The sequence below is a fragment of the Pseudomonas sp. MF6776 genome, from assembly GCF_016613125.1.
GTDB lineage: Bacteria > Pseudomonadota > Gammaproteobacteria > Pseudomonadales > Pseudomonadaceae > Aquipseudomonas > Aquipseudomonas iridis.
The window spans coordinates 22,594-49,339 of record NZ_JAENSQ010000020.1 but is presented as its reverse complement, the minus strand read 5'-3'; the positions used below and the strand labels follow the sequence as shown (position 1 = coordinate 49,339).

General features: G+C 58.9%; 21 protein-coding genes. 8 read left to right on the top strand and 13 right to left on the bottom strand.

Translation table 11 applies throughout. The features are described 5' to 3' along the window. The first annotated feature begins 385 nt into the window (after positions 1-385). Positions 386-2,059: a DEAD/DEAH box helicase gene (locus JJD74_RS21020; RefSeq protein WP_042560261.1), complete on the top strand. Its 1,674-nt coding sequence runs from the start codon at positions 386-388 to the stop codon at positions 2,057-2,059. A gap of 153 nt (positions 2,060-2,212) precedes the next feature. Here the strand turns inward: JJD74_RS21020 and JJD74_RS21015 are convergent, their stop codons facing one another. Continuing rightward, positions 2,213-2,980 carry a DODA-type extradiol aromatic ring-opening family dioxygenase gene (locus tag JJD74_RS21015; protein ID WP_200616722.1) on the bottom strand — a complete coding sequence of 256 codons (768 nt, stop codon included), beginning with the start codon at positions 2,978-2,980 and terminating at the stop codon, positions 2,213-2,215. A gap of 101 nt (positions 2,981-3,081) precedes the next feature. On the opposite strand from JJD74_RS21015, the gene JJD74_RS21010 reads away from it, so the two are divergent. Next, entirely contained in the window at positions 3,082-3,738 is a 657-nt protein-coding gene (locus tag JJD74_RS21010) for a thiopurine S-methyltransferase (RefSeq protein WP_200616721.1), read from the top strand. 197 nt (positions 3,739-3,935) lie between these two features. Here JJD74_RS21010 and htpX read toward each other — a convergent pair whose 3' ends face one another. Together htpX and JJD74_RS21000 are read right to left on the bottom strand one after the other, a co-directional pair. After that, positions 3,936-4,823, bottom strand: coding sequence for a protease HtpX (gene htpX / locus JJD74_RS21005; protein WP_042560258.1), 888 nt, complete (start codon positions 4,821-4,823; stop codon positions 3,936-3,938). Positions 4,824-5,127: 304 nt separating this feature from the next. Beyond that, the gene (locus JJD74_RS21000) at positions 5,128-6,339 is read right to left on the bottom strand and encodes a pyridoxal phosphate-dependent aminotransferase (protein ID WP_042560257.1); all 1,212 of its coding nucleotides are present in this window, start codon (positions 6,337-6,339) and stop codon (positions 5,128-5,130) included. Positions 6,340-6,564: 225 nt separating this feature from the next. Here JJD74_RS21000 and msrB point away from each other — a divergent pair, with 225 nt between their 5' ends. From msrB to JJD74_RS20985, 3 genes are all read left to right on the top strand, one after another. Continuing rightward, positions 6,565-6,960, top strand: coding sequence for a peptide-methionine (R)-S-oxide reductase MsrB (gene msrB, locus JJD74_RS20995; RefSeq protein WP_042560256.1), 396 nt, complete (start codon positions 6,565-6,567; stop codon positions 6,958-6,960). A 212-nt stretch (positions 6,961-7,172) separates the two neighbouring features. Continuing rightward, positions 7,173-7,658, top strand: a complete 486-nt coding sequence (locus JJD74_RS20990; protein WP_200616720.1) for a glutathione peroxidase — start codon at positions 7,173-7,175, stop codon at positions 7,656-7,658. Beyond that, complete coding sequence (locus JJD74_RS20985) at positions 7,655-8,116, top strand: MarR family winged helix-turn-helix transcriptional regulator (protein WP_200616719.1); 462 nt, start codon at positions 7,655-7,657, stop codon at positions 8,114-8,116. The genes JJD74_RS20990 and JJD74_RS20985 overlap by 4 nt, the downstream gene beginning before the upstream one ends. On the opposite strand, the gene JJD74_RS20980 is transcribed toward JJD74_RS20985, so the two are convergent. After that, positions 8,100-10,421 (bottom strand): hybrid sensor histidine kinase/response regulator, encoded by a 2,322-nt coding sequence (locus tag JJD74_RS20980; protein ID WP_047302348.1) that lies wholly within the window; start codon positions 10,419-10,421, stop codon positions 8,100-8,102. The two genes, JJD74_RS20985 and JJD74_RS20980, sit on opposite strands and share 17 nt — an antisense overlap. Positions 10,422-10,586: 165 nt before the next feature. Between JJD74_RS20980 and JJD74_RS20975 the strand changes: the two genes are divergently transcribed. Both JJD74_RS20975 and JJD74_RS20970 read left to right on the top strand, forming a co-directional pair. Beyond that, on the top strand, positions 10,587-11,477 hold the full coding sequence (locus JJD74_RS20975; protein WP_047302346.1) for an ATP-binding protein: 891 nt from the start codon (positions 10,587-10,589) through the stop codon (positions 11,475-11,477). Further along, positions 11,474-11,956: a GAF domain-containing protein gene (locus JJD74_RS20970; RefSeq protein WP_200616718.1), complete on the top strand. Its 483-nt coding sequence runs from the start codon at positions 11,474-11,476 to the stop codon at positions 11,954-11,956. The genes JJD74_RS20975 and JJD74_RS20970 overlap by 4 nt, the downstream gene beginning before the upstream one ends. On the opposite strand, the gene JJD74_RS20965 is transcribed toward JJD74_RS20970, so the two are convergent. The 8 genes from JJD74_RS20965 to JJD74_RS20930 form a co-directional block, all read right to left on the bottom strand. Continuing rightward, positions 11,957-14,902 (bottom strand): HD domain-containing phosphohydrolase, encoded by a 2,946-nt coding sequence (locus JJD74_RS20965; protein ID WP_200616717.1) that lies wholly within the window; start codon positions 14,900-14,902, stop codon positions 11,957-11,959. A 48-nt stretch (positions 14,903-14,950) separates the two neighbouring features. Beyond that, the gene (locus tag JJD74_RS20960; RefSeq protein WP_200616716.1) at positions 14,951-18,595 is read right to left on the bottom strand and encodes a transporter substrate-binding domain-containing protein; all 3,645 of its coding nucleotides are present in this window, start codon (positions 18,593-18,595) and stop codon (positions 14,951-14,953) included. Positions 18,596-18,603: 8 nt separating this feature from the next. Beyond that, positions 18,604-19,230 carry a response regulator transcription factor gene (locus JJD74_RS20955; protein ID WP_047302336.1) on the bottom strand — a complete coding sequence of 209 codons (627 nt, stop codon included), beginning with the start codon at positions 19,228-19,230 and terminating at the stop codon, positions 18,604-18,606. 389 nt (positions 19,231-19,619) lie between these two features. After that, positions 19,620-20,948, bottom strand: a complete 1,329-nt coding sequence (locus JJD74_RS20950) for a deoxyguanosinetriphosphate triphosphohydrolase (RefSeq protein ID WP_042560247.1) — start codon at positions 20,946-20,948, stop codon at positions 19,620-19,622. Positions 20,949-21,018: 70 nt separating this feature from the next. Beyond that, the gene (locus tag JJD74_RS20945) at positions 21,019-22,182 is read right to left on the bottom strand and encodes an EAL domain-containing protein (protein ID WP_042560246.1); all 1,164 of its coding nucleotides are present in this window, start codon (positions 22,180-22,182) and stop codon (positions 21,019-21,021) included. A gap of 123 nt (positions 22,183-22,305) precedes the next feature. Then, entirely contained in the window at positions 22,306-22,644 is a 339-nt protein-coding gene (locus tag JJD74_RS20940; protein WP_042560245.1) for a hypothetical protein, read from the bottom strand. Next, entirely contained in the window at positions 22,641-23,027 is a 387-nt protein-coding gene (locus JJD74_RS20935; protein ID WP_042560244.1) for a phage holin family protein, read from the bottom strand. The genes JJD74_RS20940 and JJD74_RS20935 overlap by 4 nt, the downstream gene beginning before the upstream one ends. 2 nt (positions 23,028-23,029) lie before the next feature. Then, a complete protein-coding gene (locus tag JJD74_RS20930; protein ID WP_200616715.1) occupies positions 23,030-23,344 on the bottom strand; it encodes a DUF883 family protein in 315 nt (104 codons plus the stop codon). 307 nt (positions 23,345-23,651) lie between these two features. On the opposite strand from JJD74_RS20930, the gene JJD74_RS20925 reads away from it, so the two are divergent. Further along, positions 23,652-24,860, top strand: a complete 1,209-nt coding sequence (locus JJD74_RS20925) for an ammonium transporter (RefSeq protein ID WP_047302331.1) — start codon at positions 23,652-23,654, stop codon at positions 24,858-24,860. Here JJD74_RS20925 and JJD74_RS20920 read toward each other — a convergent pair. Further along, a complete protein-coding gene (locus tag JJD74_RS20920) occupies positions 24,857-26,569 on the bottom strand; it encodes a cation:proton antiporter (protein ID WP_200616714.1) in 1,713 nt (570 codons plus the stop codon). The two genes, JJD74_RS20925 and JJD74_RS20920, sit on opposite strands and share 4 nt — an antisense overlap. Positions 26,570-26,746: the final 177 nt, after the last annotated feature.

The window sequence follows — 26,746 nt, the reverse complement described above, 5'->3', positions numbered from 1 at the left end:
CACATGCCGCACATCGGTGAAGCGTTTAAGCAGTATCTTCAGCAGGGCCGGGCCCTTGGAAAATAGACCTTCGCACGATTATCCGCAAAACCCCGTTACACAACGGTGACGGACGGATTCAGGCGATAAAAAAAGCTCCCTTTTTCGGTAATTTCCGGTATAGTGCGCGCCGGCCTTTAGCCAGGCCGCGTCAAGGTAGCGCAATTCCCCGAAGTCAGCTTCGGCTGCATGTCCGCACTGCGGGCTCTTCCTGGACGTTTCTTTTTTTCTTTCATTCGTTTTCGCAAATCCCCGCCGACAAAGCTGCCAGGGCGACTCTTGAGTCTTACACGGCATGCGCAGCTTTGGAGCATGGGTCTTTGCGGATGCACTTAGAGGCAGACCCATGACCCAGGAAACCGGCGGATTCGCCGCTTTTAATCTTAATCCGAACATTCTTGCAGCCGTCATCGCGACTGGCTACGAAGAGCCTTCGGCTATTCAGCAGCAATCGATCCCGATCATCATGGCCGGCCAGGACATGATCGGTCAGGCGCAAACCGGTACGGGTAAAACCGCCGCGTTCGCTCTGCCAATTCTTCATTGCATCGATCCTGCCAAGCGCGAACCGCAAGCCCTGATCCTGGCGCCAACCCGTGAGTTGGCGCTGCAAGTTGCAACCGCTTTCGAAACCTACGCCAAGCAAATGCCGGGCGTTACCGTTGTGGCCGTTTACGGCGGCGCGCCTATGGGCCCACAACTGAAAGCAATCCGTAATGGCGCACAGATCGTTGTCGCCACTCCGGGCCGTCTGTGCGACCACCTGCGTCGTGACGAAAAAGTGCTGTCCACCGTGAACCACCTGGTTCTCGACGAAGCAGACGAAATGCTCAAACTGGGTTTCATGGACGACCTCGAAGTCATCTTCAAGGCTCTGCCAGCTACCCGTCAGACCGTTTTGTTCTCGGCGACCCTGCCGCAGTCGATCCGCGCCATTGCCGAACGCCATCTGCGCGATCCGCAACACGTGAAGATCCAGACCAAGACCCAGACTGTTACCGCGATCGAACAGGCTCACCTGTTGGTTCACGCTGACCAGAAGACTTCGGCCGTTCTCAGCTTGCTGGAAGTGGAAGATTTCGACGCTCTGATCATGTTCGTACGCACCAAGCAAGCGACCCTTGATCTGGCCAGCGCCCTCGACGCAAAAGGCTACAAAGCCGCTGCGCTGAACGGTGACATCGCCCAGAACCAGCGTGAGCGCGTAATTGATTCGCTCAAGGATGGCCGTCTGGACATCGTTGTAGCGACCGACGTTGCTGCTCGTGGTCTCGACGTTCCACGTATCACTCACGTGTTCAACGTTGACATGCCGTACGACCCAGAGTCCTACGTGCACCGTATCGGCCGTACTGGCCGTGCCGGTCGCGAAGGTCGTGCACTGCTGCTGGTGACTCCACGTGAGCGCCGCATGCTGCAAGTGATCGAGCGTGTAACCGGTCAGAAAGTTGCCGAGGTTCGCCTGCCGGACGCTCAGGCAGTTCTCGATGCGCGCATCAAGAAACTGACCAACAGCCTGGCGCCGCTGGTTGCCGATGCTGAATCGACTCACGGTGAGCTGCTGGATCGTCTGACTGCAGACATCGGTTGCACGCCGCGTGCTCTGGCTGCTGCTCTGCTGCGCAAGGCCACCAATGGTCAGGCGCTGACGCTGGCTGCGATCGAGAAGGAACGTCCACTGGTGCCTAACAACGCACCGCGTGGCGACCGTCCTGAGCGTACCGGTGACCGTCCGGACCGTGGTGATCGCGAGCGTCGCGCGCCAATTCCTTTGGGCGAAGGCCGTGCTCGTTGCCGTACCGCGCTGGGTGCGCGTGACGGTATCGCCGCTAAAAACCTGCTGGGCGCCATCCTCAACGAAGGTGGTCTGGCCCGTGAAGCGATCGGTCGCATCCAGGTGCGTGACAGCTTCAGCCTCGTTGAGCTGCCGGAAGATGGTCTGGACAAACTCCTGACCAAGCTGAAGGACACTCGCGTTGCCGGTAAGCAGCTGAAACTGCGTCGCTATCGCGAAGATTGATCCGCCCCTGGGCTGATTGATCGAACGTAAAAAATCCCCGACTGGTTCGGGGATTTTTTTTGTCTGCTTTTCAAGGGCAAAGATCAAAGATCAATAGATCGCAGGCTTCGGCAGCTCCTGCAGTGGGGTAGTGCGATCTTTTGATCTGGCTGTTTAACCGAAACGATAAATATCCATGCCCAATGCGCCCATGGTGAATCCCTTGTGCGCCACGCTGAACGCTCCCCCGGCACCCCGCGCAAAATACAGCGGCAATAAGTGCTCATCACTCGGATGGCTGCGCAGCGCGTTCGGAGCCTGCTGGCGGTAGTCATGCAGCGCTGCCTCATCACCGGCCGCCAGTTTGTCGATCACCCAGTCACGGAAGTCCTGGGCCCACGGCTCAACGCTTTCCGGGCCGGCATGCCAGTCCAGTTCGCGCAGGTTGTGGGTGATGCTGCCTGAGCCGATCAGCAGAATCCCTTGCTCGCGCAAACCCGCCAATGCTCGGCCGACGCGGGTTTGCAGCGCCGGACCGTCGCGGCTCGGTAGCGACACCTGCACCACTGGAATATCCGCCTGCGGGTACATCAGCGACAGCGGCACCCACACACCGTGGTCGAACGGTCGTTGCGGATCGAGGCGCGTCGGCAGGTCGCTGGCGGTCAGCCGATCGGCGACTTCAGCGGCCAGTTGCGGATCGCCCGGCGCCGGGTACTGCACTTCAAACAGCGCGCGGGGGAAGCCGCCGAAGTCGTGCCAGGTTTCCGGCGTTGGATGGCTGCTGACCAGTAGCTCGTGGCTCTCCCAGTGTGCGGAGACAATCACGATGGCTTTTGGCCTGGGCAGTTCGGCGGCCAATCGTGTCAGCGCCGGGCCGCTGGCGCCGGGCTCCAGGGCAAGCATGGGAGAACCATGGGAAATAAACAGGCTGGGAAACATGATGGGTTCCTGAGCGTTAAGATGGCCCATCTTCAGTCAGATCATTAATCTAAATCTAATATAAGTTTTAACGCTTTTTGATCGAATTTTTGGGGGGATATATGCAGCATGAGTTCTGGCACAAGAAGTGGGCGTCGAACCAGATCGGCTTTCATCTGCCGCAGGTGAACCCGCATTTACAACGACACTGGCCGGATCTGAACATTCCCGCATCGGCGCGGGTGCTGGTTCCGCTGTGCGGGAAAAGTCTGGATTTGCGGTGGCTGGCCGGGCGTGGTCATCAGGTGCTCGGGGTTGAGCTGTCTTCGACGGCTGTTGAAGACTTTTTCACTGAGCATCAACTACAGCCACAGATTAGCGAGAACGGTGCGTTCAAGGTCTATCGCGCTGACGGCATCGAGCTGTGGTGCGGCGATTTCTTTGCCCTGACGGCAGACGATGTGGCGGATTGCACGGCGCTGTACGACCGTGCAGCCTTGATTGCCTTGCCACCGCCGATGCGCGAGCGCTATGCGGCGCAGCTCCAGCAGATTCTGCCGCAAGGCTTGAAAGGGCTGCTGATCACCCTCGATTACGATCAGGCGCAGATTCCCGGACCACCGTTTGCGGTGGGGGATGATGAGGTGCAGCGGTTACTGGGTACTGGCTGGCAGGTACAGGCGCTGCAAGTGCAGGATGTATTGCAGGAAAGCGGGAAGTTCTTGCAGGCGGGGGTGACGGCGCTGGAGGAGCGGGTTTATCGGGTTTCGCCTCGTTAGTTTGTGTTGGCTGTTCCGGCCTCATCGCTGGCAAGCCAGCCCCACAGTGAATTGCGGTGTATCGAAGATTGGGAACACCACGGAACCCTGTGGGGGCTGGCTTGCCAGCGATGAGGCCTGCATGAACAGCCAAGTACATGGCCCCCACAAAAAAGGCCCGCATCTCTGCGGGCCTTTTTGTTTTTACCCTGGTTGAATCAACCGAGACGACGCAGGGCGTCGATACGATCTTCCAATGGCGGGTGGCTCATGAACATGCGGGCGAACCCTTGTTTGATGCCACCGTTGATGCCAAAGGCATTCAGGGTGTCGGGCATGTGCACCGGCAGGCCCTGTTCGGCGCGCAGACGTTGCAGCGCGCCGATCATTGCGCTGGTGCCGGCCAGTCGTGCACCGGCTTCGTCGGCACGGAATTCGCGTTTGCGCGAGAACCACATGACGATCGAGCTGGCGAGAATGCCCAGGACCAGTTCGGCGAAGATGGTCGCCACGTAGTAAGCAATACCCTGACCTTCTTCGTTCTTGAAGATCACCTTGTCGACGAAGTTGCCGATGATTCGCGCGAAGAACATCACGAAGGTGTTCACAACGCCCTGGATCAATGCGAGCGTAACCATGTCACCGTTGGCGACGTGGCCGATTTCGTGGGCCAGCACGGCTTTCACTTCATCGGGCGAGAACCGCTCGAGCAGGCCCTGGCTGACCGCGACCAGTGCGTCGTTCTTGTTCCAGCCAGTGGCGAACGCGTTCGCTTCGTAGGCCGGAAAAATACCGACTTCGGGCATCTTGATCCCGGCTTCGCGGGACAGTTGCTCGACCGTTTGCAGCAGCCATTGCTCATGCCGGGTACGTGGCTGGCTGATGATCTGGGTGCCGGTGCTCATTTTCGCCATCCACTTGGAGATGAACAGCGAGAACAGTGAGCCGGCGAAACCAAAGACCGCACAGAAAACCAGCAGCTGACTGAGGTCGAGATCAACCCCGTTGGCCGCCATGAACCCGTTGAAGCCGAAAAGGCTCAGGGTGATGCTGGCTATCAGCACGACCGCCAGGTTAGTGGCCAAAAACAGCAGGATGCGCATCATGGTTGTAGAAATCTCCTCAAGCTAAAGATGTAGCGTACTGCGGGGTATATAAGGTGCTGCACCGGGCTATTCAACTGGGTGACTATTTCAAACTGTGTCCTACAGCTGATTCTTCGTCACATAACCCCATTTCCCACAGCAGACACCGACACGGATGACGAACACTCGCGACCCGTCGCCATTGCGTCAGACGCACGTGATCGGCATGAATCGCAAGTGTAGAAGGCGAGCGGAAGCAGGGATTGCAGAAGTGTTGCTGAATCAGACAGTGCGCAACGTTCGGTCGTTGCGCACTGCTGGCCAGTTACTGGCGGTAAGACTTGAGGAAGTTGCCGATGCGGCCGATGGCCATTTCCAGTTCATCGACCCGGGGCAGGGTGACGACGCGGAAGTGATCCGGCCATGGCCAGTTGAACGCCGTGCCTTGCACCACCAGCAGCTTCTCGGAAAGCAGCAGGTCGAGGACGAATTTTTCGTCATTGTGGATCGGGCAGACTTTCGGGTCGATCCGCGGGAACGCGTACAGCGCGCCCATCGGCTTGACGCAGCTCACGCCCGGAATGTCGTTGAGCAACTCCCAGGTGCGGTTGCGCTGTTCCAGCAGACGACCCTGCGGCAGCACCAGATCGTTGATGCTCTGATAGCCACCCAACGCCGTCTGGATCGCATGCTGGCTCGGCACGTTGGCACACAGACGCATGTTGGCCAGCATGTCGATGCCTTCGATGTAGCTCTGGGCATTGTGTTTCGGCCCGGAAATAGCGATCCAGCCAGAACGGAAACCGGCCACGCGGTAGGATTTCGACAGACCGTTGAAGGTCAGGCACAGCAGGTCCGGGGCCAGCGATGCGGTGCAGATGTGCACGGCGTCGTCGTACAGGATCTTGTCGTAGATCTCGTCGGAGAACACCACCAGATTGTGCTGGCGAGCCAGCTCCAGCATGCCCAGCAACACTTCTTTCGAATACACCGCGCCGGTCGGGTTGTTCGGGTTGATGATCACCATCGCCTTGGTGTTCGGCGTGATCTTGGCCTTGATGTCGGCCAGGTCAGGGAACCAGTCGGCACCTTCGTCGCACAGGTAATGCACGGCGTTACCGCCGGCCAGGCTGACGGCGGCGGTCCACAGCGGGTAATCCGGCGCCGGTACCAGCACTTCGTCACCGTTGTTGAGCAGCGCCTGCAGCGACATCACGATCAGCTCGGAGACGCCGTTGCCCAGGTAGATGTCTTCGATACCGACACCTTCGACCTGCTTCTGCTGGTAGTACTGCATCACGGCCTTGCGCGCGCTGAACAGGCCTTTGGAGTCACTGTAGCCTTGCGCGGTCGGCAGGTTGCGGATCACATCCTGAAGGATTTCGTCCGGCGCTTCGAAACCAAATGGCGCCGGGTTGCCGATGTTCAGCTTGAGGATGCGCTGGCCTTCCTCTTCCAGACGTTTGGCGTGCTTGAGCACCGGGCCGCGAATGTCGTAGCAGACGTTGGCGAGCTTGTTCGATTTGCTGAACTGCATGGCGATGTGATCCCGAAAATGAACGATCCAGGCGGCGGATGGACAACCGTACTGGGATTCCTGCGTTTACACACAGACGGACGTCTTGAGCGCGTGGCTCCAAGAATCCGTTTGAATGCGCCCGGTCTGGCTGCCAGACTGGCGCATAACGAGGCGCAATCATACGTGCCGCCCGATCCGTGGAAAAGGTACAGATCGGGCTTTTTCAGCCGCTGAGGTGTGATGATGGAAAAGTTGGAAAAAACCCTGGAAGAATGGCAAGCCATGCTCGACCCCGAGCAATACAACGTGTGCCGCCTCAGTGCGACCGAGCGACCGTTCTCCGGCAAATACAACGCCACCAAAACCGACGGTGTTTATCACTGTGTCTGCTGCAACGAGCCGCTGTTCGATTCCCAGACAAAATTCGATTCGGGCTGCGGCTGGCCGAGCTTCTATGCGCCGATCGGCGAAAGCGCCATGACCGAGATTCGCGATATCAGCCACGGCATGATTCGCACCGAAGTGAAATGCGCCCGCTGTGATGCGCACCTTGGACACGTTTTCCCGGATGGCCCGCCACCGACCGGTCTGCGTTATTGCATCAACTCGGTGTGCCTGGATCTGGTGCCTCGCGAATAAGTTGCACAGTCGAGCGGTTTGATTGACGTTTCTGTAGGAGCTGCCGAAGGCTGCGATCTTTTGATCTTGTCTGTAAAAACAAAATCAAAAGATCGTCCGAACGCGGCCCGAGCCTTCGGCAGCTCCTACACGGGGGTAATCCTATTAATTAAATTGCACACAATTTAATTGCTCGCTATGTTTGCCCTTCGACTATCTGCGGAGACTTTTTCATGCGCGACAACCTGCTGAATATCCCGTGCACCACCATCAAAGGTGAGCAGAAAACCCTGGCCGATTACGCCGGCAAAGCCGTGCTGGTCGTCAACACTGCCAGCAAGTGCGGTTTCACTCCGCAATACAAAGGCCTCGAGGAGCTGTGGCAGACCTACAAGGATCAAGGTCTGGTGGTGTTGGGCTTTCCGTGCAATCAGTTCGGCAAGCAAGAGCCGGGCAATGAGGGCGCGATCAGCGAGTTCTGCGAACTGAATTTCGGTGTCAGTTTCCCCCTGTTCAAAAAGATCGATGTCAACGGCTCCGACGCCCACCCGCTGTTTGTGCAATTGAAGAAACGTGCCCCGGGCGTACTCGGGTCCCAAGGCATCAAGTGGAACTTCACCAAGTTTCTGATCGGCAAGGATGGCCAGTTGGTCAAGCGTTTCGCCCCGGCGACCAAGCCGCAGGATCTGAGCCGCGAGATCGAAGCCTTGCTCAAATGAACAGCCAGTCCGTTGATTCGCTGAAGCTCGACAGTCAGTTGTGCTTCAAGTTGTATGCCGCATCTCGGGCGGTAATTCGTGGTTACAAGCCGATGCTCGATCAGCTCGGCCTCACGTATCCGCAATACCTGGCGATGCTGGTGTTGTGGGAATGGCAGCAATCCGCGCCGGAGCAGCCGACGGTCAAGGCCTTGGGTGAGCGTCTGGCGCTGGATTCCGGCACGCTGACGCCTCTGCTCAAGCGTCTGGAGCAGTTACAACTCGTGCAGCGCCAGCGCTCGGCACGCGATGAGCGGGAAGTGCATCTTAGCCTGACGCCGCAAGGACAAGCGCTGCGTGATCAGGTCGGGCCGCTCAAGGCCCGATTGCTCTGCGACAGCGGGGTGGACCTGGACCGGCTCAACGAACTGCGTAACGGTCTTGATCAACTGCTCGTGCAGATCAAGGCGCTGTCCTAGTCGGGATCCACTGATCCAGCAGCGCCGCCAATTCTTCACGACGAAACGGTTTGGCCAGATAGTCGCTCATGCCGGCAGCCCGGCAGCGCTCGCGTTCCTCGGACATGGCGTTGGCGGTCAGCGCAACGATCGGCAGGTTTGGCCAGCGTCCGCTCTGGCGAATCTGGCGGCTGGCTTCGTAGCCGTCCATCACCGGCATGTTGCAGTCCATCAACACCAGGTCGAACTCGTGGTACTCCAATTGATCCAGTGCTTCGGCGCCATGTGCGGCGACGATCACATCGCAGCCGAGTTTGCCGAGCATGCCTTTGGCCACCAGCTGATTGACCGGGTTGTCCTCGACAAGCAACACGTTCGCGCGTTTGACCAGTGTCGACGGTTCGAGCTGCGCGGCGTTGAGGGTAGCGACTTCAGGTTGCAGGGTGCGCCGCAGGTTCTGGTAGAGCGCATTTCGCGCCAGAGGCCGCGCTTGTTGTTGCAACGGGGCGAGGGCCGCCGCCTCTTCACTGGGCAGGAAACTGCCGTAGGCGGTCACCAGCAGGATTGGCGCGACCAGTGTCGGCCGCAGCCCGAACAGGCACTCCGGGCAATCGGTGATCACCACATCGGGCGTAACACCCAGCAGCGAGTCGTCGATGGTGCGTTGTTCGTAGGCCAATCCCCACACCGGCAACAGACTTTTCAGCAACTCCGCCAGACCGCTGCTGGCAGCGGTGATGGCGAGAATTTTGCCGTGCAGGGGCGGCTGGGCCAGCGCTCGGGTATGGCAGGGCAAAGGCAACTCAGCGCAAAACTGGCTGCCGAAGCCAATCTCTGAGCTGATGGTCAAGCGTCCCTGCATCGCTTCGCAGAGGTTGTGAGTGAGCGCCAGTCCCAGCCCGGTGCCGCCGTATTGGCGGGTGATACCGGCGCCTGCCTGGGTGAACGGCTGGAAGATTCGCAGCTGGGCTTCCTGCGCGATGCCGATGCCGGTGTCGCAAACTTCTATTCGCACACCCTCCTTGTAAGCCGACAAACGCACATCCACCCGACCGAAGCGGGTGAATTTCAGCGCGTTGGACAGCAGATTGCTGACGATCTGCCGAACCCTTGTCGGATCGCCCAATACCAGCGCCGGAAAATGCGGATCAATCAGGCACGTCAGCTCGACGCTCGGCGCCGCGTTTTGCGACAGCAGGTTGGCGGTGTCCTCGATCAGTGAGCCGAGATCGAACGGAATGTGTTCAAGTTCGAGTTGCCCGGCATCGAACTTCGACAAATCGAGAATATCGTTGAGCAATTCCACCAGCACCTTGCCGGAGTCGTGGGCGATCGACAGCTGTTGTTGCTGTTCGGCATTCAGCGGTCCGTCGAGCGATAGGGCGATCATCCCCAGCAGGCCATTGAGCGGCGTGCGGATCTCATGGCTCATGTTGGCGAGGAACGCGGAGCGGGCTTCGGCCATTTCCAGTGCGGTGCTGCGGGCGACTTCGAGTTCTTCGTTGGACTGACTGAGCCGGGCGTTGATCGTCTTGAGCTCGACGGTGCGCGCCGAGACTATGTTTTCCAGTTGGCCGAGATAATCGGTCAGACGGTTTTCGGCATTGCGTCGCTGCTGGATTTCGGTGGCAATGTTTTCGAATTGCTGATTGGCGACTTTGACCAGCACGCCGATTTCATCGTTGGCGTGCCCGGTCGGGCATTCCAGTGTAGTGGGCTCGACACTGCGCGGATCACGCCCGCTGAGCTCACGGATCACCCGCACCAGTGGTTTGGTCAGCATCACGTAGAACAGCGCCAGGAGGATGCCGGTCAGGAGCAGGCTGCGGGCGAAGCCGTTGAGCAGAGTGACTTCGGCGCGGCGCAGAAAGCGGCTTCCGAATGCATAAGTGTCGACCTCAAGTTTCAGGGTGCCCAGCGATTCGTTGGGCAGATGATCCAGATACAGGCGATCTTCGAACCGGCGCTTGGCGCCGAACAGATAGTCACTGATGACCCGATAGCCGCTTTGCAGCTCCGGGCGTTTGACGCTGGCGAGCACCGTATTGTTGTTGTCGGTCAGTTGCGCAGAAATGATTGCCGGTGAGCGCAAAAGCCCCAACGTGAGTTCCTGGGCCAGTTCGGCATCGATGTTGTAGGCGATGCGTGATGCCGGGTTGTGGCTGATTTCCAGCAAAGACAGGATTTCACGGTTGATAGAGGCGTCTTCGCTGGCATAATCGATACCGATTTGCAGCAGGCTGAGCAGCGTGCCCAGAATGAACCCGACCAGCACGGTAAGCCTGGCTTGCTTGTACGACAGCCGGTGGGTGAATTTGATATCCATGGGGTGTTGAACCACTTTCGTTTCCCTTCGCTGCTCAAGCATAGTCGATCATGCATCGATACCGAGGATCCCGAATCGCCTTGTAACAAGGCACGGAGCGGGAATTTCATCTGCGTGTCGTCGCTGGATCGCCATCATCACTGTGAACGTGCCCGAGGAAAAGACGTGGATTCCCGATTAAATGCTTTTCTTGAACGCGCCGAGTCGGTTTTGGCGCGGATCGAACCCTTGTTGCCGGCAACGCGCCCGACAATTGACTGGGGCACTTGCCTGGCGGCGCGCTGGCAGCGTGACGGACGCAGCGGGTACCTGCTGCCGCTGGAAGTCAGCCTAGACATGCGCCTGTCCGATCTGATCGGCGTCGACCGTCAACTGGAACAGCTGGGGCGCAACACCCGGCAGTTTCTCGATGGCATGCCGGCCAACCATGCCTTGCTCTGGGGGTCGCGTGGCACCGGCAAATCCTCCCTGGTGCGCGCATTGCTCGCGGAACACGCCGAGGCGGGCCTGCGCCTGATCGAGATCGAACGTGACCATCTGGCCGACTTGCCACGGGTGGTCGAGCAGATCGGCAAACTGCCACAACGTTTTGTGCTGTTCTGTGATGACCTCTCGTTCGAATCCGGCGAAGGCGATTACCGCGTCCTCAAAAGCGTGCTCGACGGTTCGTTGGAGCAGGCACCGGACAACGTCTTGCTTTACGCCACGTCCAACCGTCGCCACCTGGTGCCGGAGAAGGAAAGTGACAACGAAAACTGGAAACGCGTCGACGGCGAACTGCACCCCAGCGAAGCGGTGGAGGACAAGATCGCGCTGTCGGACCGGTTTGGTCTGTGGCTGTCGTTTTACCCGTTTACGCAAGAACACTTCCTGAACGTCGTCGAGCACTGGATCGGCCAGTTGGCCGCCAAGGCGGGCCTGAACTGGCAACGCGACGAGGAACTGGAGATTCTCGCCGTGCGTTGGGCCACCGGCCGCGGCAATCGCAACGGACGTTGCGCGTACCAATTCGCCCGATACTGGGTGGGACTGAAATTGTTGGAGCACAAGGCATGATTGATTTGCAACAGAGCGGCCAGGGCCTCGAAGGCTATGGCATGTTGGCCGCACAACTGGAATCACTGCTGGCGGACGAACGCGACTTTATCGCCAACGCCGCGCAGTTTTCGGCGTTCCTGTTCGACCAGCTCGATGATTTGAACTGGGCCGGCTTTTACCTTAATCGCAACGAAGAGCTGGTGCTGGGGCCGTTCCAGGGGCAGATCGCTTGCGTGCGCATTCCGTTTGGTCGCGGTGTGTGCGGCGCTGCTGCGGCCACTCTGCAGACGCAGCGCGTTGAAGACGTTCATGCGTTTCCCGGTCATATCGCCTGCGACAGTGCGTCGGAGAGTGAACTGGTGGTGCCTTTGGTCAAGGACGGTCGCCTGATCGGTGTGCTCGATCTCGACAGCCCAAAGCTCGCCCGTTTTGGTGTGCACGATCAGGCCGGCATCGAGCAACTGGCGGCGATTTTCCTGCGCCTGACCGACTGCTGATCACGTGACAAGGCCAGCCTTGCGCAACAGGCTGGCCGGGTCCACGGCATCAATCTGCTGCGGGTCGAGAAAACGCACGGCGTACTGCATGTAGACGCCTTCGTTGATGAACAAGCCAAACAGCTGCGCATCGATGTGTGCCTCGCGGCTCATGGTCGCCATGATTCCCAGGGCTTCGCTTAACGACTTGGCTTTCTTGTACGGGCGATCGGCTGCGGTCAGCGCCTCGAAAATATCGGCAATTGCCATCATCCGCGCCGGCAGGCTCATTTCTTCGCGCCTCAGGCGTTTCGGGTAACCGCTGCCGTCCATTTTCTCGTGATGACCGCCGGCGATTTCGGCAATGCTGTCCAGGTGGCTGGGGAAGGGCAGGTGGCTGAGCATCATGATCGTCTGCACCATGTGGTGGTTGATGATGTAGCGCTCTTCGCGGGTCAGCGTGCCACGCGTGATGCTCAGGTTGTACAGCTCGCCACGATTGAATTTGTAGCGCGGTACGTCCAGCTTGAAGCCCCACGGATTGTCTTCGGGAATCAGCTCGTTTTCGTTGCGTTCAAGCAAATGCGCGGGTTTGTCCGCCAGCAGTTTTTCGCTGACCGGTAACGTCGGCGCAGGCGTGCGTGCCTGACGCTTGTTCTCTTCCCATGAAACGCCCAGACGGTCATCCAGTGTGCGCATCCAGGTGATTCGGGAAAGCTTGTCGAGGCGTTGCAGATTGGCCTCTGCCATCGCCTCACTGCCCAGATTGCAGCGAGCGATAAAGGCGAAGTCTTCGTCCAGTGCCCGCAGGTTCGTATCGCGCAGATCAGCCAGTGAGGGTTCATCACCACCCAGGGCCAGCGCCTGCCAGTAACTGATCCAGGCATCACGCTTGAGCACTTCGAAGCGGGTGCGAATCTCGTGGATCCGGTCATTGATGGTTTCCAGTTTGGTGGCCTTGTCGACCACGTACTCCGGCGTCGTGACCTTGCCGCAATCGTGCAACCACGCGGCAATGTGCAGGGCTTCCCATTCATCCTCGGTGGGCTGATAGGCACTGAAGGCGGGGGCTTTACTCGCCGCTGCGGCCTGGGCGAGCATCAGGGTCAGCTCTGGTACCCGCTGACAATGCCCACCGGTATAGGGACTCTTGGCGTCGATGGCGCCGGCGAGCAGTTGAATGAACGCATCAAGCAATTGCTTCTGTCTGTCTTGCAGGCGCTGACTTTCGATACTCACTGCAGCGGCGCCGGACACCGCTTGCAAGAAGGCGATGCGGTCGGGCCGCAGTTTTTCCATGTCGGCCGGCGTGCCGCTGTCGTTGACCAGCAGGATCAGCAAGCCAATGGTTTCGTTGTGGCGGTTGTGCAGGCGGATGCCGATCAGATGAACGCGGGGTGAGGCCATTGCCAGCAGGATTCGCTGCAGGTCACCCGCCTGATCGACACCGAGATTGCTCACCACATTGTTGGCGCTGACCAATTGTTGGAACCACGCCGGGCCGCTGCTTGTTTGCAGGTCGTGGCCGTGAATATCGAACGTCTCCAACAACTGCGGTGCGCCATCGATGATCAATCCGTATGGCTCCATGCGACTGCTGTCGTTATCACGCAAATAGATCAGCCCGGCCTGAGCCTGGGCGATTTGTACCGTTTCAAACAGCACCCGTTGCAGCAGCGGGGCAAAGCGCGTTTCGGCGCCCAGGGTATCGGTGATGCGGAAGAAGCTCGCCAGGGTGTCTTTCATTCGTGCCATCGACACGCTCAGTTGGTCGACTTCCAGCACCGGTGAGCGTCGGGTCAGGGGGAAATTGAAATCAAAACTGCGGATCGCATCGGCTTCCTTGACCAGCGCATGCAGCGGTTTGACCAGAATCCTCGAGACCAGCCAACCCAGTGGCAGGCACATCAGCAGCGTAGCCAGGGTGATCAACGCGCCTTGCCAGCGCATGCGATAGGCATCGACCAGCAGTTCGTCTTCCGGCACCAGCAGGGCCAGTTGCAAACCTTGCGGCCCACCTTCCTGAATGCTGCTGCGGGCGACAATCCATTGCCGGCCATCGGCTTCAAGGCGATTGGCGGTGGGGGCATCGGACAACAGCGCGTGCAGGCTCGGGCTCAGGTCGGCGGCTTTTACCAGGTGCGCGGTACTGTCATCGACGATCAGACGGCTGCTGTCGGGGTAGGCCACGGCGTTGCCTTGCGCATCGAACAAGGCTATTTCGGTGGACGGCGTCACCACATGTTTGCTGAGGGTGGCAGACAGCGCGGCCAGCGTCATGTCGGCGCCGATTACCGCGTGTTCACCACTGCGTCGAGCCAGCGTGGTGCCGACATTGCGGGTGGAAAAAAATACGTAGGGTTCGGTGGTGATCTGTTCGGTTTGCTGGCGGGCATTGGCGAACCACGCTCGGCTGCGCGGGTCGTAGGAGTCTTCGGGATTGTCCTTGCGGCTGAGCTGAGTCAGTGTTTGATCAAAGAACAGCGATTGCGAGTGCGATGCGCCCTGCAAGTCATGCTCAATACTCCACACCTGGTACGCCGCGGCGTCTGGGGCGTTGAACAGCGATTTCAGGGCCGCAGTGCGTAGCGGACGGACCATGAAAAAATCGCCATTGGCGTAACCCAGATAGAGCGAAGCCAGACTCGGGTTGTCCGTGAGTGACTGGCTGAACGGCTTGAGCAGCGGCAAGCGTTGTTCAAGGTTCAACGCCTGAGTGGCAGGGTAGTCCCCCAGCAGGCTCAGCAGGTGCCGGATCGGCTGATAGGTGGCGGATATGTCCAGGCGCACGTCCTGTTCGATCCGGTTGAACAGCTTCTCGCTGCTCGACAGAATGATGTGCGTGGTCTGGCGATAATTGAACAACCCCAGTACCACGCCGGTGAGCAGCAGGAGAAACGTGAACATGACGCTGATGTGCACGTGCAGCGGGAACCGGCGTTGTTCCGGGCGCAGTGGGCTGGGCATTTCCGGTTCTCCATGACGTTTAACTCACTGCTCAGCGCCTAAGCATAGTTAAGGCAAGCTCATTGCGCCTTGATCGAACAAAACCAGTTGTTGCTGCAGGGCCTGCTCCAGTTCGAGGATTGCCCGGTTGCTCGCCTCGCAACGACGTTCAATCTCCTCTCTTGCCAATGCCTGCGCGCAGGCGTGTTCGAGGGCATCGCAGCATTCGATCACACGTGATGCCTGGGCAATGCGCGCGGCGCCTTTGATTTTGTGGGCAACCACCGCCAGTGCGTCCCGATCATGTTCCAGCGCCAGCTTGAGTAACTCCTGACGATCGAGGCGGCTGCTCTTGAGCAGTTCCACCAGCAGACGCCGAGCCTGCGCGGGGCTGCCGCCGGTCAACATGTTCAGGCTTTGCAAACTGAATGCCGGTGTCGGTGATAACGGGGTGATGCCGTCGACCCACTGCCCGAGCAGACTCAGGCTCAAGGGTTTGAACAGGCAGTCATCCATGCCGGCCTGTTTGCAGCGTTGTACTTCCTCGGGTTGCGCGTTGGCGGTGAAGCCCAGCACCGTGCAGGGTGGGCAGCGATTCTGGTGCTCGTGCTGGCGAATGGCGCGGGTCATCTCATAGCCGTTCATCAAGGGCATGTTGCAGTCGACGATCACCAGGTCGAAGCCGCCATCCTTCCACAGCTCCAGACCGCTGCGGCCATTCTCGGCGACGCTGAAGTGATGACCGAGAAACTCCAGCTGCTGACACATCAACAAGCGATTCGCCGGGTGGTCGTCCACCACCAGTACGCGCAAGGGGGTCTGTGAGATCTTGATTGAGGGTTCGGCCCTGGCGGTGCTCACCTGGGCCGGAAAAGTTTCCAGTGGCAGGGAAACGCAAACCTGTGTACCGATGCCGGGCTGGCTGCTCAGTTGCAACTGGCCGCCCATCATTTCGCAGAGGTTGCGGCTGATGACCAGCCCCAGACCTGCGCCGCTGCGGGCTAGTTGATGGCTGTTCTCCGCCTGGGCAAAGGGTTCGAACAATCGCTGCTGATCCTCCGCACTGATACCGACGCCGCTGTCCTGTACCGTCAGTTGCATCAACGCAGGGGCAGGCGCGTCCGTGCTCATGAGGTCCAGGGTAATCCTGATGTGTCCATGCTCGGTGAACTTGATGGCATTGCTGACCAGATTCGACAGCACCTGTTTGAAGCGCAGGGGGTCCAGATGCACATCGACTGCCAGATCCGGCGGGTTGAAGATCACTTGCAGGGCGAGGTTCTTTTGCCGGGCCAGGCCGTCGAAAATTCTTGCGACAGACGTCACCGTATCGACCAGATTGACCCGTTCCGGGCACAGGCTCAGACGCCCGGATTCAATCCGGGCGATGTCGAGAATGTCGCCGATCAGCCCCAGCAGATCCTTGGCCGAATGGTAGGCGGTGTCTATCGAGGCGCGATCCGGATGCTGCTGGTCCATGCGCCTGAGGGTCAGTTCGAGCATGCCGATCACGGCATTCATTGGCGTACGGATCTCATGGCTCATGGTGGCGAGGAATGTACTTTTGGCGCGGTTGGCCTCATCCGCCTGCTCTTTGGCTGCTCGCAGGTCTTCGAACAGCTGACGGCGTTCGCTGATGTCGATCCAGCCGCCAATGATGCCTTTCACGTCACCACTGGAATCGCGATAGGGAATGATCCAGTGATAGATGGTCAGACGTCGGCCGCCGATGTGCAGCGGCCGGTCGAGCAACAGCGGAATGCCTTCAGCGACGACTCGCTGGTAATCGGCGTGGAAGGCTTGAGCCTCGAAAGCGTTGCTCACGGTACCCTGCATGACGCTTTTGCCAATGACATCCTCGCGCTTGGCATTGAACGTTTCGAGGTAACTGTCATTGCAGCTTTGCAGCAACCCCTGGCGATCGCGAACGTAGATAGGGTGCGGTGTACCGTTGACCAGTGAGCGCATGAATTCGAACTGGTCGCTCAGGGCTCGCTCCGCCGCCTGGCGTTGTTTGATCTGGTGGCGCATGTAGGCGTTCCACGCCAGCAACAGCAGCAGGAGCAGGCAGGCGCCGATGACTACTTGATAGAACAGGCGCTGGTAGTTGCGCCAGATATTTTGCGAAGCCGTGGAGTAACCACGCCAGCGGCCATTGATCACGCCCAGCTCTTCGGGGGAAATACTCAGTAATGCTTTGTTGATGATCGAGTTCAGTTCCGGGTTGTCACGCGCGGTTACCAGCGAAAACGCAGCCTGCCCGGTGCCGATGGTGGTGGTGATTTGCAACGCTCGTTCGAAGATTTGCGAGGAGATGAAATAGTTGGCGATCACCAGTGAATTGACTGCGCCGTCGACGTGACCTTCAGCCAGCATGGACACCGCGCTGAAGGTATCTGCCGTCTCAACCAGTTGGATGCGGGGATACTCGCTTCGCAAGTACTCGACCATCGGATTGCCTTTGGCGATCGCCAGTTGCTTGCCTTTGAGCTGGCCCAGATTGGTGGGACTGTCGGCGCTCTTGCGCGTCAGCAGGACATAAGAGTTTTCCAGATAGGGTCGACTGAAGTTCAGGGTTTTTTCCCGCTCGGCAGTCGGAAGGAGGGCGGCGATAAGGTCGGCCTGATGGCTGTCTATCTGCTGGATCATCTCCGCGTCGTTACGACTGCGCCGGATCTCGAAACGCAGGCCGGTGCGCAGGCGGATCAGTTCGAGAAGGTCGGCGCTGATCCCGCGAAAATTGCCGTCGCCGTCGAAGAAGGTCAGCGGTGCGTATGCCTCATTCACGACCACACTGACGACAGGATGCCGGTTGCGCCATGCTTCTTCGCGCTGGGTCAGTTGCAGCTTCTTGTCGGTGAGCAGCAGATCGCTGCCGGCGCTCCAGCGTTTGGCGATGTTTTCACGCTCGCTGCGCGGCACCGCTTTGAGTACGGTGTCGATAACGCCCAACAACTGCGGATTGTCGCGGCGTACGGCGAAACTGAAACCGTGGGCTTCCTGCTTGCCGAAATTGGCCATGCGCACGTTGTTGAGGTAGCCCTTGTTGATCATGTAGTGCGTAGAAATGGTGTCGCCGAGAAATACATCGGCCTGATCGAACGCGACTGCGTTGATCGCATTCTGGTAGGAGGGGTAGCAGGTAATCAGTGCTTTGGGGTACAGCGCCTTGACCTCATGCAGCGGCAGATAGTGATAAACCATGCTCAGGCGCAATCCTGCCAGACCTTCGGTCAATGTCCGGCTTTCGTCCTCGCGGGTCACGAGCACCGGCTGATCATTGGCGTAGGGTTCGGACAGCGCAAGGTTGGCGTTGCCGGCTTCATAGCCGTTGGCCGTACCGAGCAGGTCGATTTGACCATCGACCAGCGCGCGAATCGCGGCCTCCCGGGAGGGAAAACGTTTGATCCGGATCGACATCCCGGTAGCCTCGCCGATAATCCCGGCATAGTCGGCGGTCAGACCTTCGTAGTCCTGGCCACTGACGGTCATGTCAAAAGGCGGATAGTCCGGTGCGGAAGTGCCCAATAGCAGCTCGCGGCGGGTTTGCAGCCACTGTCGTTGAGACTGTTCAAACGCGACCGGCATCGACTCGTTTGCCGACCGGCTGAGCAAGGTGTAGTCAGGTGAGCCGCCCTGCATGGCGAACACGTTGGCGCTCAGGAAAAACCCTGCACTCAACGCAATTAGATAGTCCTTTAAACGGCTGGGCATGCGGGGTCTCACACGAGTGCGTTGCGTTTGGCCATCTCGATAAGTTCTACAAGGGATTTGGCTTTGAGTTTTTGCATCAAACGTTTTTTGTAAGTGCTGACGGTTTTGTTACTGAGAAACATCCCCTTGGCTATTTCCTTGTTGGTGCGACCTTGGGCAAACAATTGCAGGACCATCAATTCGCGATCATTGACGGACTTGAAGAGTTCCAGTTCCGTATAACGAACATCGTCACTGCGAACCGGATTCAACGCCTGACTGGGGAAATAGTTGTAGCCGGAGAGTACGGCTTTTATCGCGCTGACCAGTTCGCTCAAATCCTCCTGTTTGCATACATAACCGGAGGCGCCCGATTGCATGCAGCGAACACCGAACAAGGTCGGACACTGGGCGGTCAGCACCAGGGTTTTCAAAGGTGAACTCATGGCGTTGAACCGGGCCAGCACCTCCAGTCCGTCGAGTTTTGGAATACTGATGTCGAGAATGATCAGATCAGGCATGCACTCGCGCACCATCTGCATGGCATCAACCCCGTTATCGGTCTCACCGACGACCTTATAACCTTCATGTTCCAGCAGCATGCGTACGGCGAGACGAATGACCGGGTGATCGTCGACAATAAAAACGGAGTTCATAATCAAATCCCATACAAGCACGAATAAAGCGCGCACCTTAGCTCAGATGAATGAGCGCTCGCATGAGCTGACATGGCTCCAGTCGTGTTATCGGATAATTCCTACATTTAACAAGGAAAAAGACTACAGCTGAACTAGGTCGAGCGTAAGTAAGTGCAGGAATTGTATTGGCTTATAGTTCGCCTTTTTCTTTTTGCAAATGCTGGTTGTAATTGGCTTTTTCAATAGTGTTTAAGTTTGGTGGGATCTGGCGAGTTGGCGGGTTGTCTTTAGCGGTTACATTGCGTCATAAATCGACAAGAGTTTGCCGTTGTTAATGGCATCGTGCAGATAGGTGAGCCCCTTGCATTCAGCTGGCCGGGGTTTGCGGCCAGCTGAACGAGGCGAAGTCAGTGACTGGAGCGACCGGTCATTTCCAGCGCCATGTCGCTGGCGTAGCCGTCGGTCATGCCGGCGATGAAATCGATCATGCGCAAAAATGACGTGTGCAGCGAACCTTGCGGGTCAGGCGCGTTGTTGCCCAGCAGATCGAGGATGCGCCGGCTCTTGAACGACGGGGTGCGTCCATTGTGTTGTTCCAGTGCGGCGCCGCAAAACGAATTGAGCAGGATCTCCAGCGTCGTGTAGGCGCCAATTTCGTGCAGGGTCTTGCGTTTGTCCTGGAAGATCTTCTTACGGGCAATGTCCTTGGCGTTCAATACACAGCGCTTGGCCGGGCCATGCATGTGCTCGACCAGATCGCCGTGCAGCGTGCCGGCCAGCAACGCGTCCTGTTGCTCGACAAAGGCTCGCGCCGCTGCATTGGTCAGATGTTCGATGGCCTTGCCGCGCAGGATCGCGAGTTTGCGCCGCCGCGAATCCTGCGGGCCAAGCTGGCGGTAGGTTTCCGGCAGGTCATCGCCCACGAGTCCGAGCAGCAGCGATTCGACTTCGGCGTACTCCAGCAACTCCATCTCAAGGCCGTCTTCGAGATCGATCAGCGCATAGCAGATGTCATCGGCGGCTTCCATCAGGTACACCAACGGATGACGCGCCCAGCGCTGATCTTCGAGTTGTGGCAGGCCAAGCTTGTGAGCAATCTGCTCCAGCAGCGGCAGTTCGCTCTGATAGCAGCCGAACTTGTGTTTCTTGTAGCCGAGGGAGTCCGCGTGACGGGCCGTCCACGGGTATTTCAGATAAGTGCCGAGGGTGGCATAAGTCAGGCGCGTACCGCCGTCGAACTGATGGTACTCAAGCTGAGTGAGCACGCGGAAACCCTGGGCATTGCCTTCGAAATTGAGGAAGTCACCGCGCTCGGCTTCGCTCATGCCATCCAGCCAGCCGCGCCCGGCCGCCTGCTGAAACCAATGGCGAATCGCGTCTTCACCGGAATGGCCGAATGGCGGGTTGCCGATGTCATGAGCGAGGCAGGCCGATTGCACGACCATGCCCAGGTCACTCGGATCGCACCATTGCGGCAGCGCACTGCGCAGTGTTTCGCCGACGCGCATACCCAGCGAGCGGCCCACACAACTCACTTCCAGCGAATGGGTCAGGCGGGTGTGAATGTGATCGTTGCTGGTGACCGGATGCACCTGGGTTTTACGACCCAGGCGGCGGAAGGCGCCTGAAAAAATGATGCGGTCATGATCTTTGTGAAAAGGGCTGCGGCCAAGTTCCTGCGGGCTGTGCAGCGGCTTTCCTAGACGTTCGCGGTTGAGCAGGGTTTGCCAATCCAAGGCTGATTCTCTCCGTCTGATGGATGAATTGTCCTAGCTTCCCGGTTCAGGTCTGCGCCTGCAAGTGGAACTACAGTCCCGCCGCATCAATGTCGATCAACAGCAACCGCTCACCGTTGTCGAAAAATTGCCCGGCCGTCAGGCAATACTGGTTGCTGGTGGCATCACGGTAGGTGTTGGACAGGGTCAGGCGCCGCTCCTCCCAGCCCTCGGCGAGCAAATGGTAGAAGTACGGACGCCAAGACCAGTTGTGCCCCAGATAGCGGTCATCGGATACCCAGCCGTCGTGGCGCCATTCCAGATTGGGGGTCAGTTGCGTGCCATGGCGATCGCATTGGTAAAACCGCAGCAGCCATGGGAAAGCGTCCAGTTGCGGTAATGCGCTGAGTGGCGCACGAGCGTGTGCCCAGTTCTGCAGGATCGCCATCAATTCACTGAGTTGATGGCGCATCTGCATCAATCTTCCTCGCTCGGTGAGCTTCTGCTGAACGTAGCGCTGGCGCAGTTCGGCAAAACGTTGCACAAACGCGTCGGTGGCAAAGAACGCCTCTTGCGCCCGCGCGAACAGAAAACCCTGCACATAACGCGATCCGCATTCCAGGGCAAAATTCAGTTGTGCTTCGGTCTCGACGCCCTCGGCGATGATCCAGCACCCCGTCTTCTCGGCCATCTGCGCCAGGGCCTTGACCACGTCGCTGCTTGGCCCGCCCCTAGCTGCGGCCTGAAACAGGCGCATGTCGAGTTTGAGAATGTCCGGTTGCAGGGCCAGCACCCGATCAAGCTGCGAGTGACCGGCGCCAAAATCGTCGATAGCGATTCGCGCCCCCGCCTTGCGATAGCGGCCAACGACTTCGGCCAGACGTTGGCTGTTACCGCCAAGTTCGGTGATCTCGAAGACGATGCGTTGCGGATCGACATTGTGTCGCGCCATTTGTTTGAGGCTGGGCAGCGCCTGGTCAGGGCGCAGACGGCTGATCCAGTGGGGCGACATATTCAGGCTGAGAAACCAGTCTGCCGGGGCTTCGTGCAGACGGCTCAAGGCGTTGTCGCGGATCTGTCGGTCGAGGCGGCGCAGGGCAATGGCCGGCGTACGCGGATCGGCGAACAACGGCCCGACCGATGTCAGTTGTCCATCAGCCTGGCGCAGACGGCCAAGTGCTTCGACGCCTGCAATACGTCCTGTGGCGGTATCGATGAAGGGTTGAAAGCAGGCGAGCGGTTGCCCGTCGATCACGAGGCCTCCTTAGTCGTTGTTGTTCTGAGTGAACCCGCCGACCGGGTAGGCACGCGGGATTGAACCTCCAGGTAAAGAGGTCAATCCCGCCGACATTGCAAGAATGTAGCCAGATACGTCAGTTCAGCGCTTGCCAGGACTCTGCATGACCAGTCTGATCAGTGGCCCAAGGCTGGTTCCCAGGCGAATCAGTCGAGTCAGGCCACCGACACCGCCGCTTTTCGCGCCTTTGCCGGTGATAAACCCCAACAGCGTGACCGCGGCAACACCCCACAACGGCGCGTGTTTGATCCCGAATCCGCCTTGCAGGTTTTGCGACATGCCACGCATGCGCTGCAGAGGTTGCAGCACTTGCCCGGCTTCGTGGCGGATTTCCTGCCGATGCATTTCCATGCGCAGGCGAATCAGTGCCTTGCGCATTTCCCGACGTGAGCTGTTGTGTGGAAGTTCAGGCAGGCTCATGGCAGCAGGCGCTCCCGGTCGTTGGCCAGCTCTTCGAGCGTGCCATGGAAGGGTGAGGATTCATCGAACACCGCAGCCTTGAGGCGCAATCCGCAGAACGCAGCTGCAAGGGTATAGAACACGCACAGGCCGATGATCGCAGGCAAGCGGTAGGTGTCCCAGAATACGATCAACACCAGCGTCGACAAGCCGACAAGCAACAGCAGGGCAAACACCAAAGCCAGACCTGCGAACAACAACAGGCTGACCGTGCGTGCTTTCTGTTCCTGCAGTTCGATGCCGAACAACTCGACATGACTGTGCAACAAGCCGAGGACAGCGGCGCCCAGACGCCGCGTGGAGGATGAGGTGCCCGCAGCCGGGCCGGATTCACCGATCGACATAATCAGCGCCGAGTAGCTAGCAGGCCGATCAAAAAGCCCACACCGGCAGCGATGCCCACGGACTGCCAAGGATTGGCCGACACGTAGTCTTCGGTGGCGGTGACTGCGGCCTGACCGCGTTCGCGCAAGGTGTCTTCGGTCAGCTTCAGGGTTTCGCGTGCACGCATCAGGCTGTCGTGGATCTGTGCACGCAGCTCATCTGCCTGATCACCGGCCAGAGTGGCGGTGTGCTCGAGCAACCGCTCGGTGTCGGCGACCAGGGTCTGGAAGTCGTTCATCAGGATGTCTTGAGCAGTCTTTGCCTTGATGCTGGCCATGGGTGGATCTCCGTATATGTGGCTTCTGAATCGTTCGAGTATGAGCCTTGCGTGAAGGTTCAGTACAAATGACTGGTACAACTTTTGCTGTGTCGTGGTGCGTCGGCGGTCAGTCGTGCGCTGTTGCCGGGCGTACAGGCCGCAAAAGCCTGACGCAAATTATGCCGGTTCGTGCCAGCACATCGAGCTCGTGCGCCAAAGCGGTTCATCGGCCCTTCAGGTTCATGACTTTGCGGGCGCAACTTGGTGCATGAAATGTGTGCATGAACTGCTTTGGTGCCTTTTTATCTTTCAGGTCTGCCTCTTTATGGAAAATCTGCAAAGCGCTGTGGAAACATTGGTTCACAGCTCCAATACGTTGTTCATCCTGATCGGTGCGGTGATGGTGCTGGCGATGCATGCCGGTTTCGCCTTTCTGGAAGTCGGTACGGTACGCCAGAAAAACCAGGTTAACGCGCTGTCGAAGATTCTCAGCGATTTCGCTGTCTCGACCCTGGCCTATTTCTTTATAGGTTACTGGATCTCTTATGGTGTGACCTTCATGCAGCCGGCGGCAGTGCTGAGCGCCGATCATGGTTATGGGCTGGTGAAGTTTTTCTTCCTGCTGACCTTCGCAGCGGCGATCCCGGCAATTATCTCCGGAGGCATTGCCGAACGCGCGCGCTTCGTTCCGCAGTTGTGCGCCACGGCGCTGATCGTTGCGTTCATCTATCCGTTTTTCGAAGGGATGATCTGGAACGGCAACTATGGTCTGCAGGCCTGGCTGACGGCTCGGTTCGGCGCCGCGTTTCATGATTTTGCAGGTTCCGTGGTGGTGCATGCCATGGGCGGCTGGCTGGCGCTGGCGGCGGTACTGTTGCTGGGGCCGCGCAACGGGCGTTATCGCGACGGACGACTGGTGGCCTTCGCGCCATCGAGCATTCCATTTCTGGCATTGGGCTCGTGGATTCTGATTGTCGGCTGGTTCGGCTTCAACGTGATGAGCGCACAGACCTTGCAAGGCGTCAGTGGCCTGGTGGCGGTCAACTCGCTGATGGCGATGGTCGGCGGCACCATGGCGGCATTGGTCGTCGGGCGCAATGACCCAGGCTTTCTGCATAACGGCCCGCTGGCCGGATTGGTGGCGATCTGCGCAGGTTCCGATCTGATGCATCCGGTCGGTGCTCTGGTGACCGGGGCCATCGCTGGCGCGCTGTTTGTCTGGTGCTTTACGGCGGCGCAGGTCAAGTGGCGCATCGACGATGTGCTGGGCGTGTGGCCGTTGCACGGTTTGTGCGGCGTGTGGGGCGGGATTGCCTGCGGGATTTTCGGCCAGACCGCGCTCGGCGGTCTTGGTGGCGTGAGCCTGATCAGCCAGATGATCGGCACGGCGCTCGGCGTGGCGGTGGCGTTGATCGGTGGTTTTGTGGTGTACGGCGCGATCAAGGCGCTGCATGGGCTGCGCCTGAGTCAGGAACAAGAGTATTACGGCGCCGACCTGTCGGTGCACAAGATCGGCGCGGTGAGCCAGGATTAGGTTTCTTCATCATTGGCTCCGGAATAAAAACCGTGCAGCAGGCGATATCGGTCTCTTCGCACTTGATCGGCTTTCTCTTGTACTTGTCGCGCCGACAAGCCGAGCATGATCAAGGCGTGAGAGCCGAGCATCAGGCTCGATTCCAACAGCTCCGGCACCACTTCACTGGCGCCGGCAGCTTTGAGTTCGGCCAATTCACTGTCGTCGCGGGTGCGTACCAGGATCGGTATTTGATCATTGAGGCGACGTGCCTCCTTGAGAATGCGCATCGCAACGTCGGTTTGATCCACCGCAATCACTAGCAGTTTTGCGCGTAGCAGGCCGACGGCGGTGAGCAAGTCACCGCGTGATGAGTCGCCGTAATGCACGTCACTTTCTTCGGTGGCGGCCTCCTGTACCCGCACCGGGTCATTGTCCAAAGCGATGTAAGGCTGCTTTGCGTTACGCATGAAGCGGCCGATGGATTGACCAACCCGTCCGTATCCGCAAATCACCACATGCTGGTCGAGGTCGGCGTTGAGCGCGCTGATGTGCTCGATCTGTGCTTCCTCATTGGGTTTGCGGTGCAGGGCCGTGGCGATGCGTGGGGCGGCGCGTAACAGGATGGGTGTCAGCAGCATCGAGCAGAACGTCGCTGCAAGCAGCAAGGCGCCAAGCTTTTCGGGCAGCATGCTGTTCTGTTGCATCTGCGCCATCAGCGCGAAGCAGAATTCGCCTCCCTGAGCCAGCGCCAGACCACTGCGCCATGCGGTTTCACTGTCACTGCCGCGCCACTTCACCAGCAACGCCACCACGACGCCTTTGATGATCATCAAGCCGACAGTCAGTCCGAGGATCAACAGGCCGTCGCTGACGAATAATTGCAGGTCGATCAGCATGCCGATGCTGACAAAAAACACCCCGAGCAGAATGTCGCGGAAGGGCCGGATATCGGCTTCGATCTGATGCCGGTAATGGCTTTCACCCAGCAACATGCCGGCCAGAAAAGCACCCAGGGCGGGAGAGAGACCGAGCAAGTGAGTCAGCCACGCGGTAAGCAGCACAATCACCAGCGCCAACAGCACAAATAATTCTGCCGAGCGTGAGGCCGCGACTTCGTGGAACAACCGGGGCAGCAACCAACGACTGGCCAGCAACAGACCGACAAACAACACCACGGTTTTCGCCAGCGTCAGCGGCAATGCCCAGTACCAGGCCTGATCGCTGCTGCCGGCGAAAACGGGCACCAGGGTCAGCAGCAGCACCGCGACCACATCCTGAAACAGCAAGACGCCGACCGCATTCTGGCCGTGGCTGCTGAACACCTCACCGAGGCTGCCCAATTCCTTGGTCACGATCGCCGTGGAGGACAACGCGAGCCCGGCGCCGAGCAGAAACGCTGGCGTTATCGGCATGCCCAGGAGCATCAATAACAGGCCCAGCACTGCGGCGCTGACCAATACTTGCTGACTGCCAAGACGAAACACCAATTGGCGCAAGGCGATCATCTTTGAAAGGGAAAACTCCAGGCCGAGGGAAAAAAGCAGGAACACCACGCCCAGCTCCGCCACGTCGGGCAGATGTTCACTCTCATTGACCCAATCGAATGCATTGGGGCCGACCAGCAATCCCACGCACAGATAGCCCAATACTGGTGGCAGCCGCAGGCGGCGAAACAGTGCAATCACCACTAGTGATGAGGCGAGGATGATCAACAGGTTGGCAAACACTAGACACTCCGAGGTCAGGCTCTGGCTTCTCAAGCGTAGAAGCAAAAAAACCGTAAGCATCGCGTAATCGTCTTTTGCGTGCGCTGATTTGCATCAGGGTTTTGCGCGCCAGCTGCTGCACATGCGCTCAAGCCTTTGGGCGGCGGTGGCTCGACGGGTTTTCAGTGGCGGCCTAGA

Excerpts from the sequence above, each read along its gene's own strand:
- JJD74_RS20960 (WP_200616716.1), bottom strand. The coding sequence starts at position 18,595 with ATGCCCAGCCGTTTAAAGGACTATCTAATTGCGTTGAGTGCAGGGTTT.
- JJD74_RS20985 (WP_200616719.1), top strand. The coding sequence starts at position 7,655 with ATGAACAGCCAGTCCGTTGATTCGCTGAAGCTCGACAGTCAGTTGTGC.
- JJD74_RS20935 (WP_042560244.1), bottom strand. The coding sequence starts at position 23,027 with ATGTCGATCGGTGAATCCGGCCCGGCTGCGGGCACCTCATCCTCCACG.
- msrB (WP_042560256.1), top strand. The coding sequence starts at position 6,565 with ATGGAAAAGTTGGAAAAAACCCTGGAAGAATGGCAAGCCATGCTCGAC.
- JJD74_RS20990 (WP_200616720.1), top strand. The coding sequence starts at position 7,173 with ATGCGCGACAACCTGCTGAATATCCCGTGCACCACCATCAAAGGTGAG.
- JJD74_RS20940 (WP_042560245.1), bottom strand. The coding sequence starts at position 22,644 with ATGAGCCTGCCTGAACTTCCACACAACAGCTCACGTCGGGAAATGCGC.
- JJD74_RS21020 (WP_042560261.1), top strand. The coding sequence starts at position 386 with ATGACCCAGGAAACCGGCGGATTCGCCGCTTTTAATCTTAATCCGAAC.
- JJD74_RS21010 (WP_200616721.1), top strand. The coding sequence starts at position 3,082 with ATGCAGCATGAGTTCTGGCACAAGAAGTGGGCGTCGAACCAGATCGGC.
- JJD74_RS20970 (WP_200616718.1), top strand. The coding sequence starts at position 11,474 with ATGATTGATTTGCAACAGAGCGGCCAGGGCCTCGAAGGCTATGGCATG.
- JJD74_RS20925 (WP_047302331.1), top strand. The coding sequence starts at position 23,652 with ATGGAAAATCTGCAAAGCGCTGTGGAAACATTGGTTCACAGCTCCAAT.
- JJD74_RS20965 (WP_200616717.1), bottom strand. The coding sequence starts at position 14,902 with ATGCCCAGCCCACTGCGCCCGGAACAACGCCGGTTCCCGCTGCACGTG.
- JJD74_RS21000 (WP_042560257.1), bottom strand. The coding sequence starts at position 6,339 with ATGCAGTTCAGCAAATCGAACAAGCTCGCCAACGTCTGCTACGACATT.
- JJD74_RS20930 (WP_200616715.1), bottom strand. The coding sequence starts at position 23,344 with ATGGCCAGCATCAAGGCAAAGACTGCTCAAGACATCCTGATGAACGAC.
- htpX (WP_042560258.1), bottom strand. The coding sequence starts at position 4,823 with ATGATGCGCATCCTGCTGTTTTTGGCCACTAACCTGGCGGTCGTGCTG.
- JJD74_RS21015 (WP_200616722.1), bottom strand. The coding sequence starts at position 2,980 with ATGTTTCCCAGCCTGTTTATTTCCCATGGTTCTCCCATGCTTGCCCTG.
- JJD74_RS20980 (WP_047302348.1), bottom strand. The coding sequence starts at position 10,421 with ATGGATATCAAATTCACCCACCGGCTGTCGTACAAGCAAGCCAGGCTT.
- JJD74_RS20955 (WP_047302336.1), bottom strand. The coding sequence starts at position 19,230 with ATGAACTCCGTTTTTATTGTCGACGATCACCCGGTCATTCGTCTCGCC.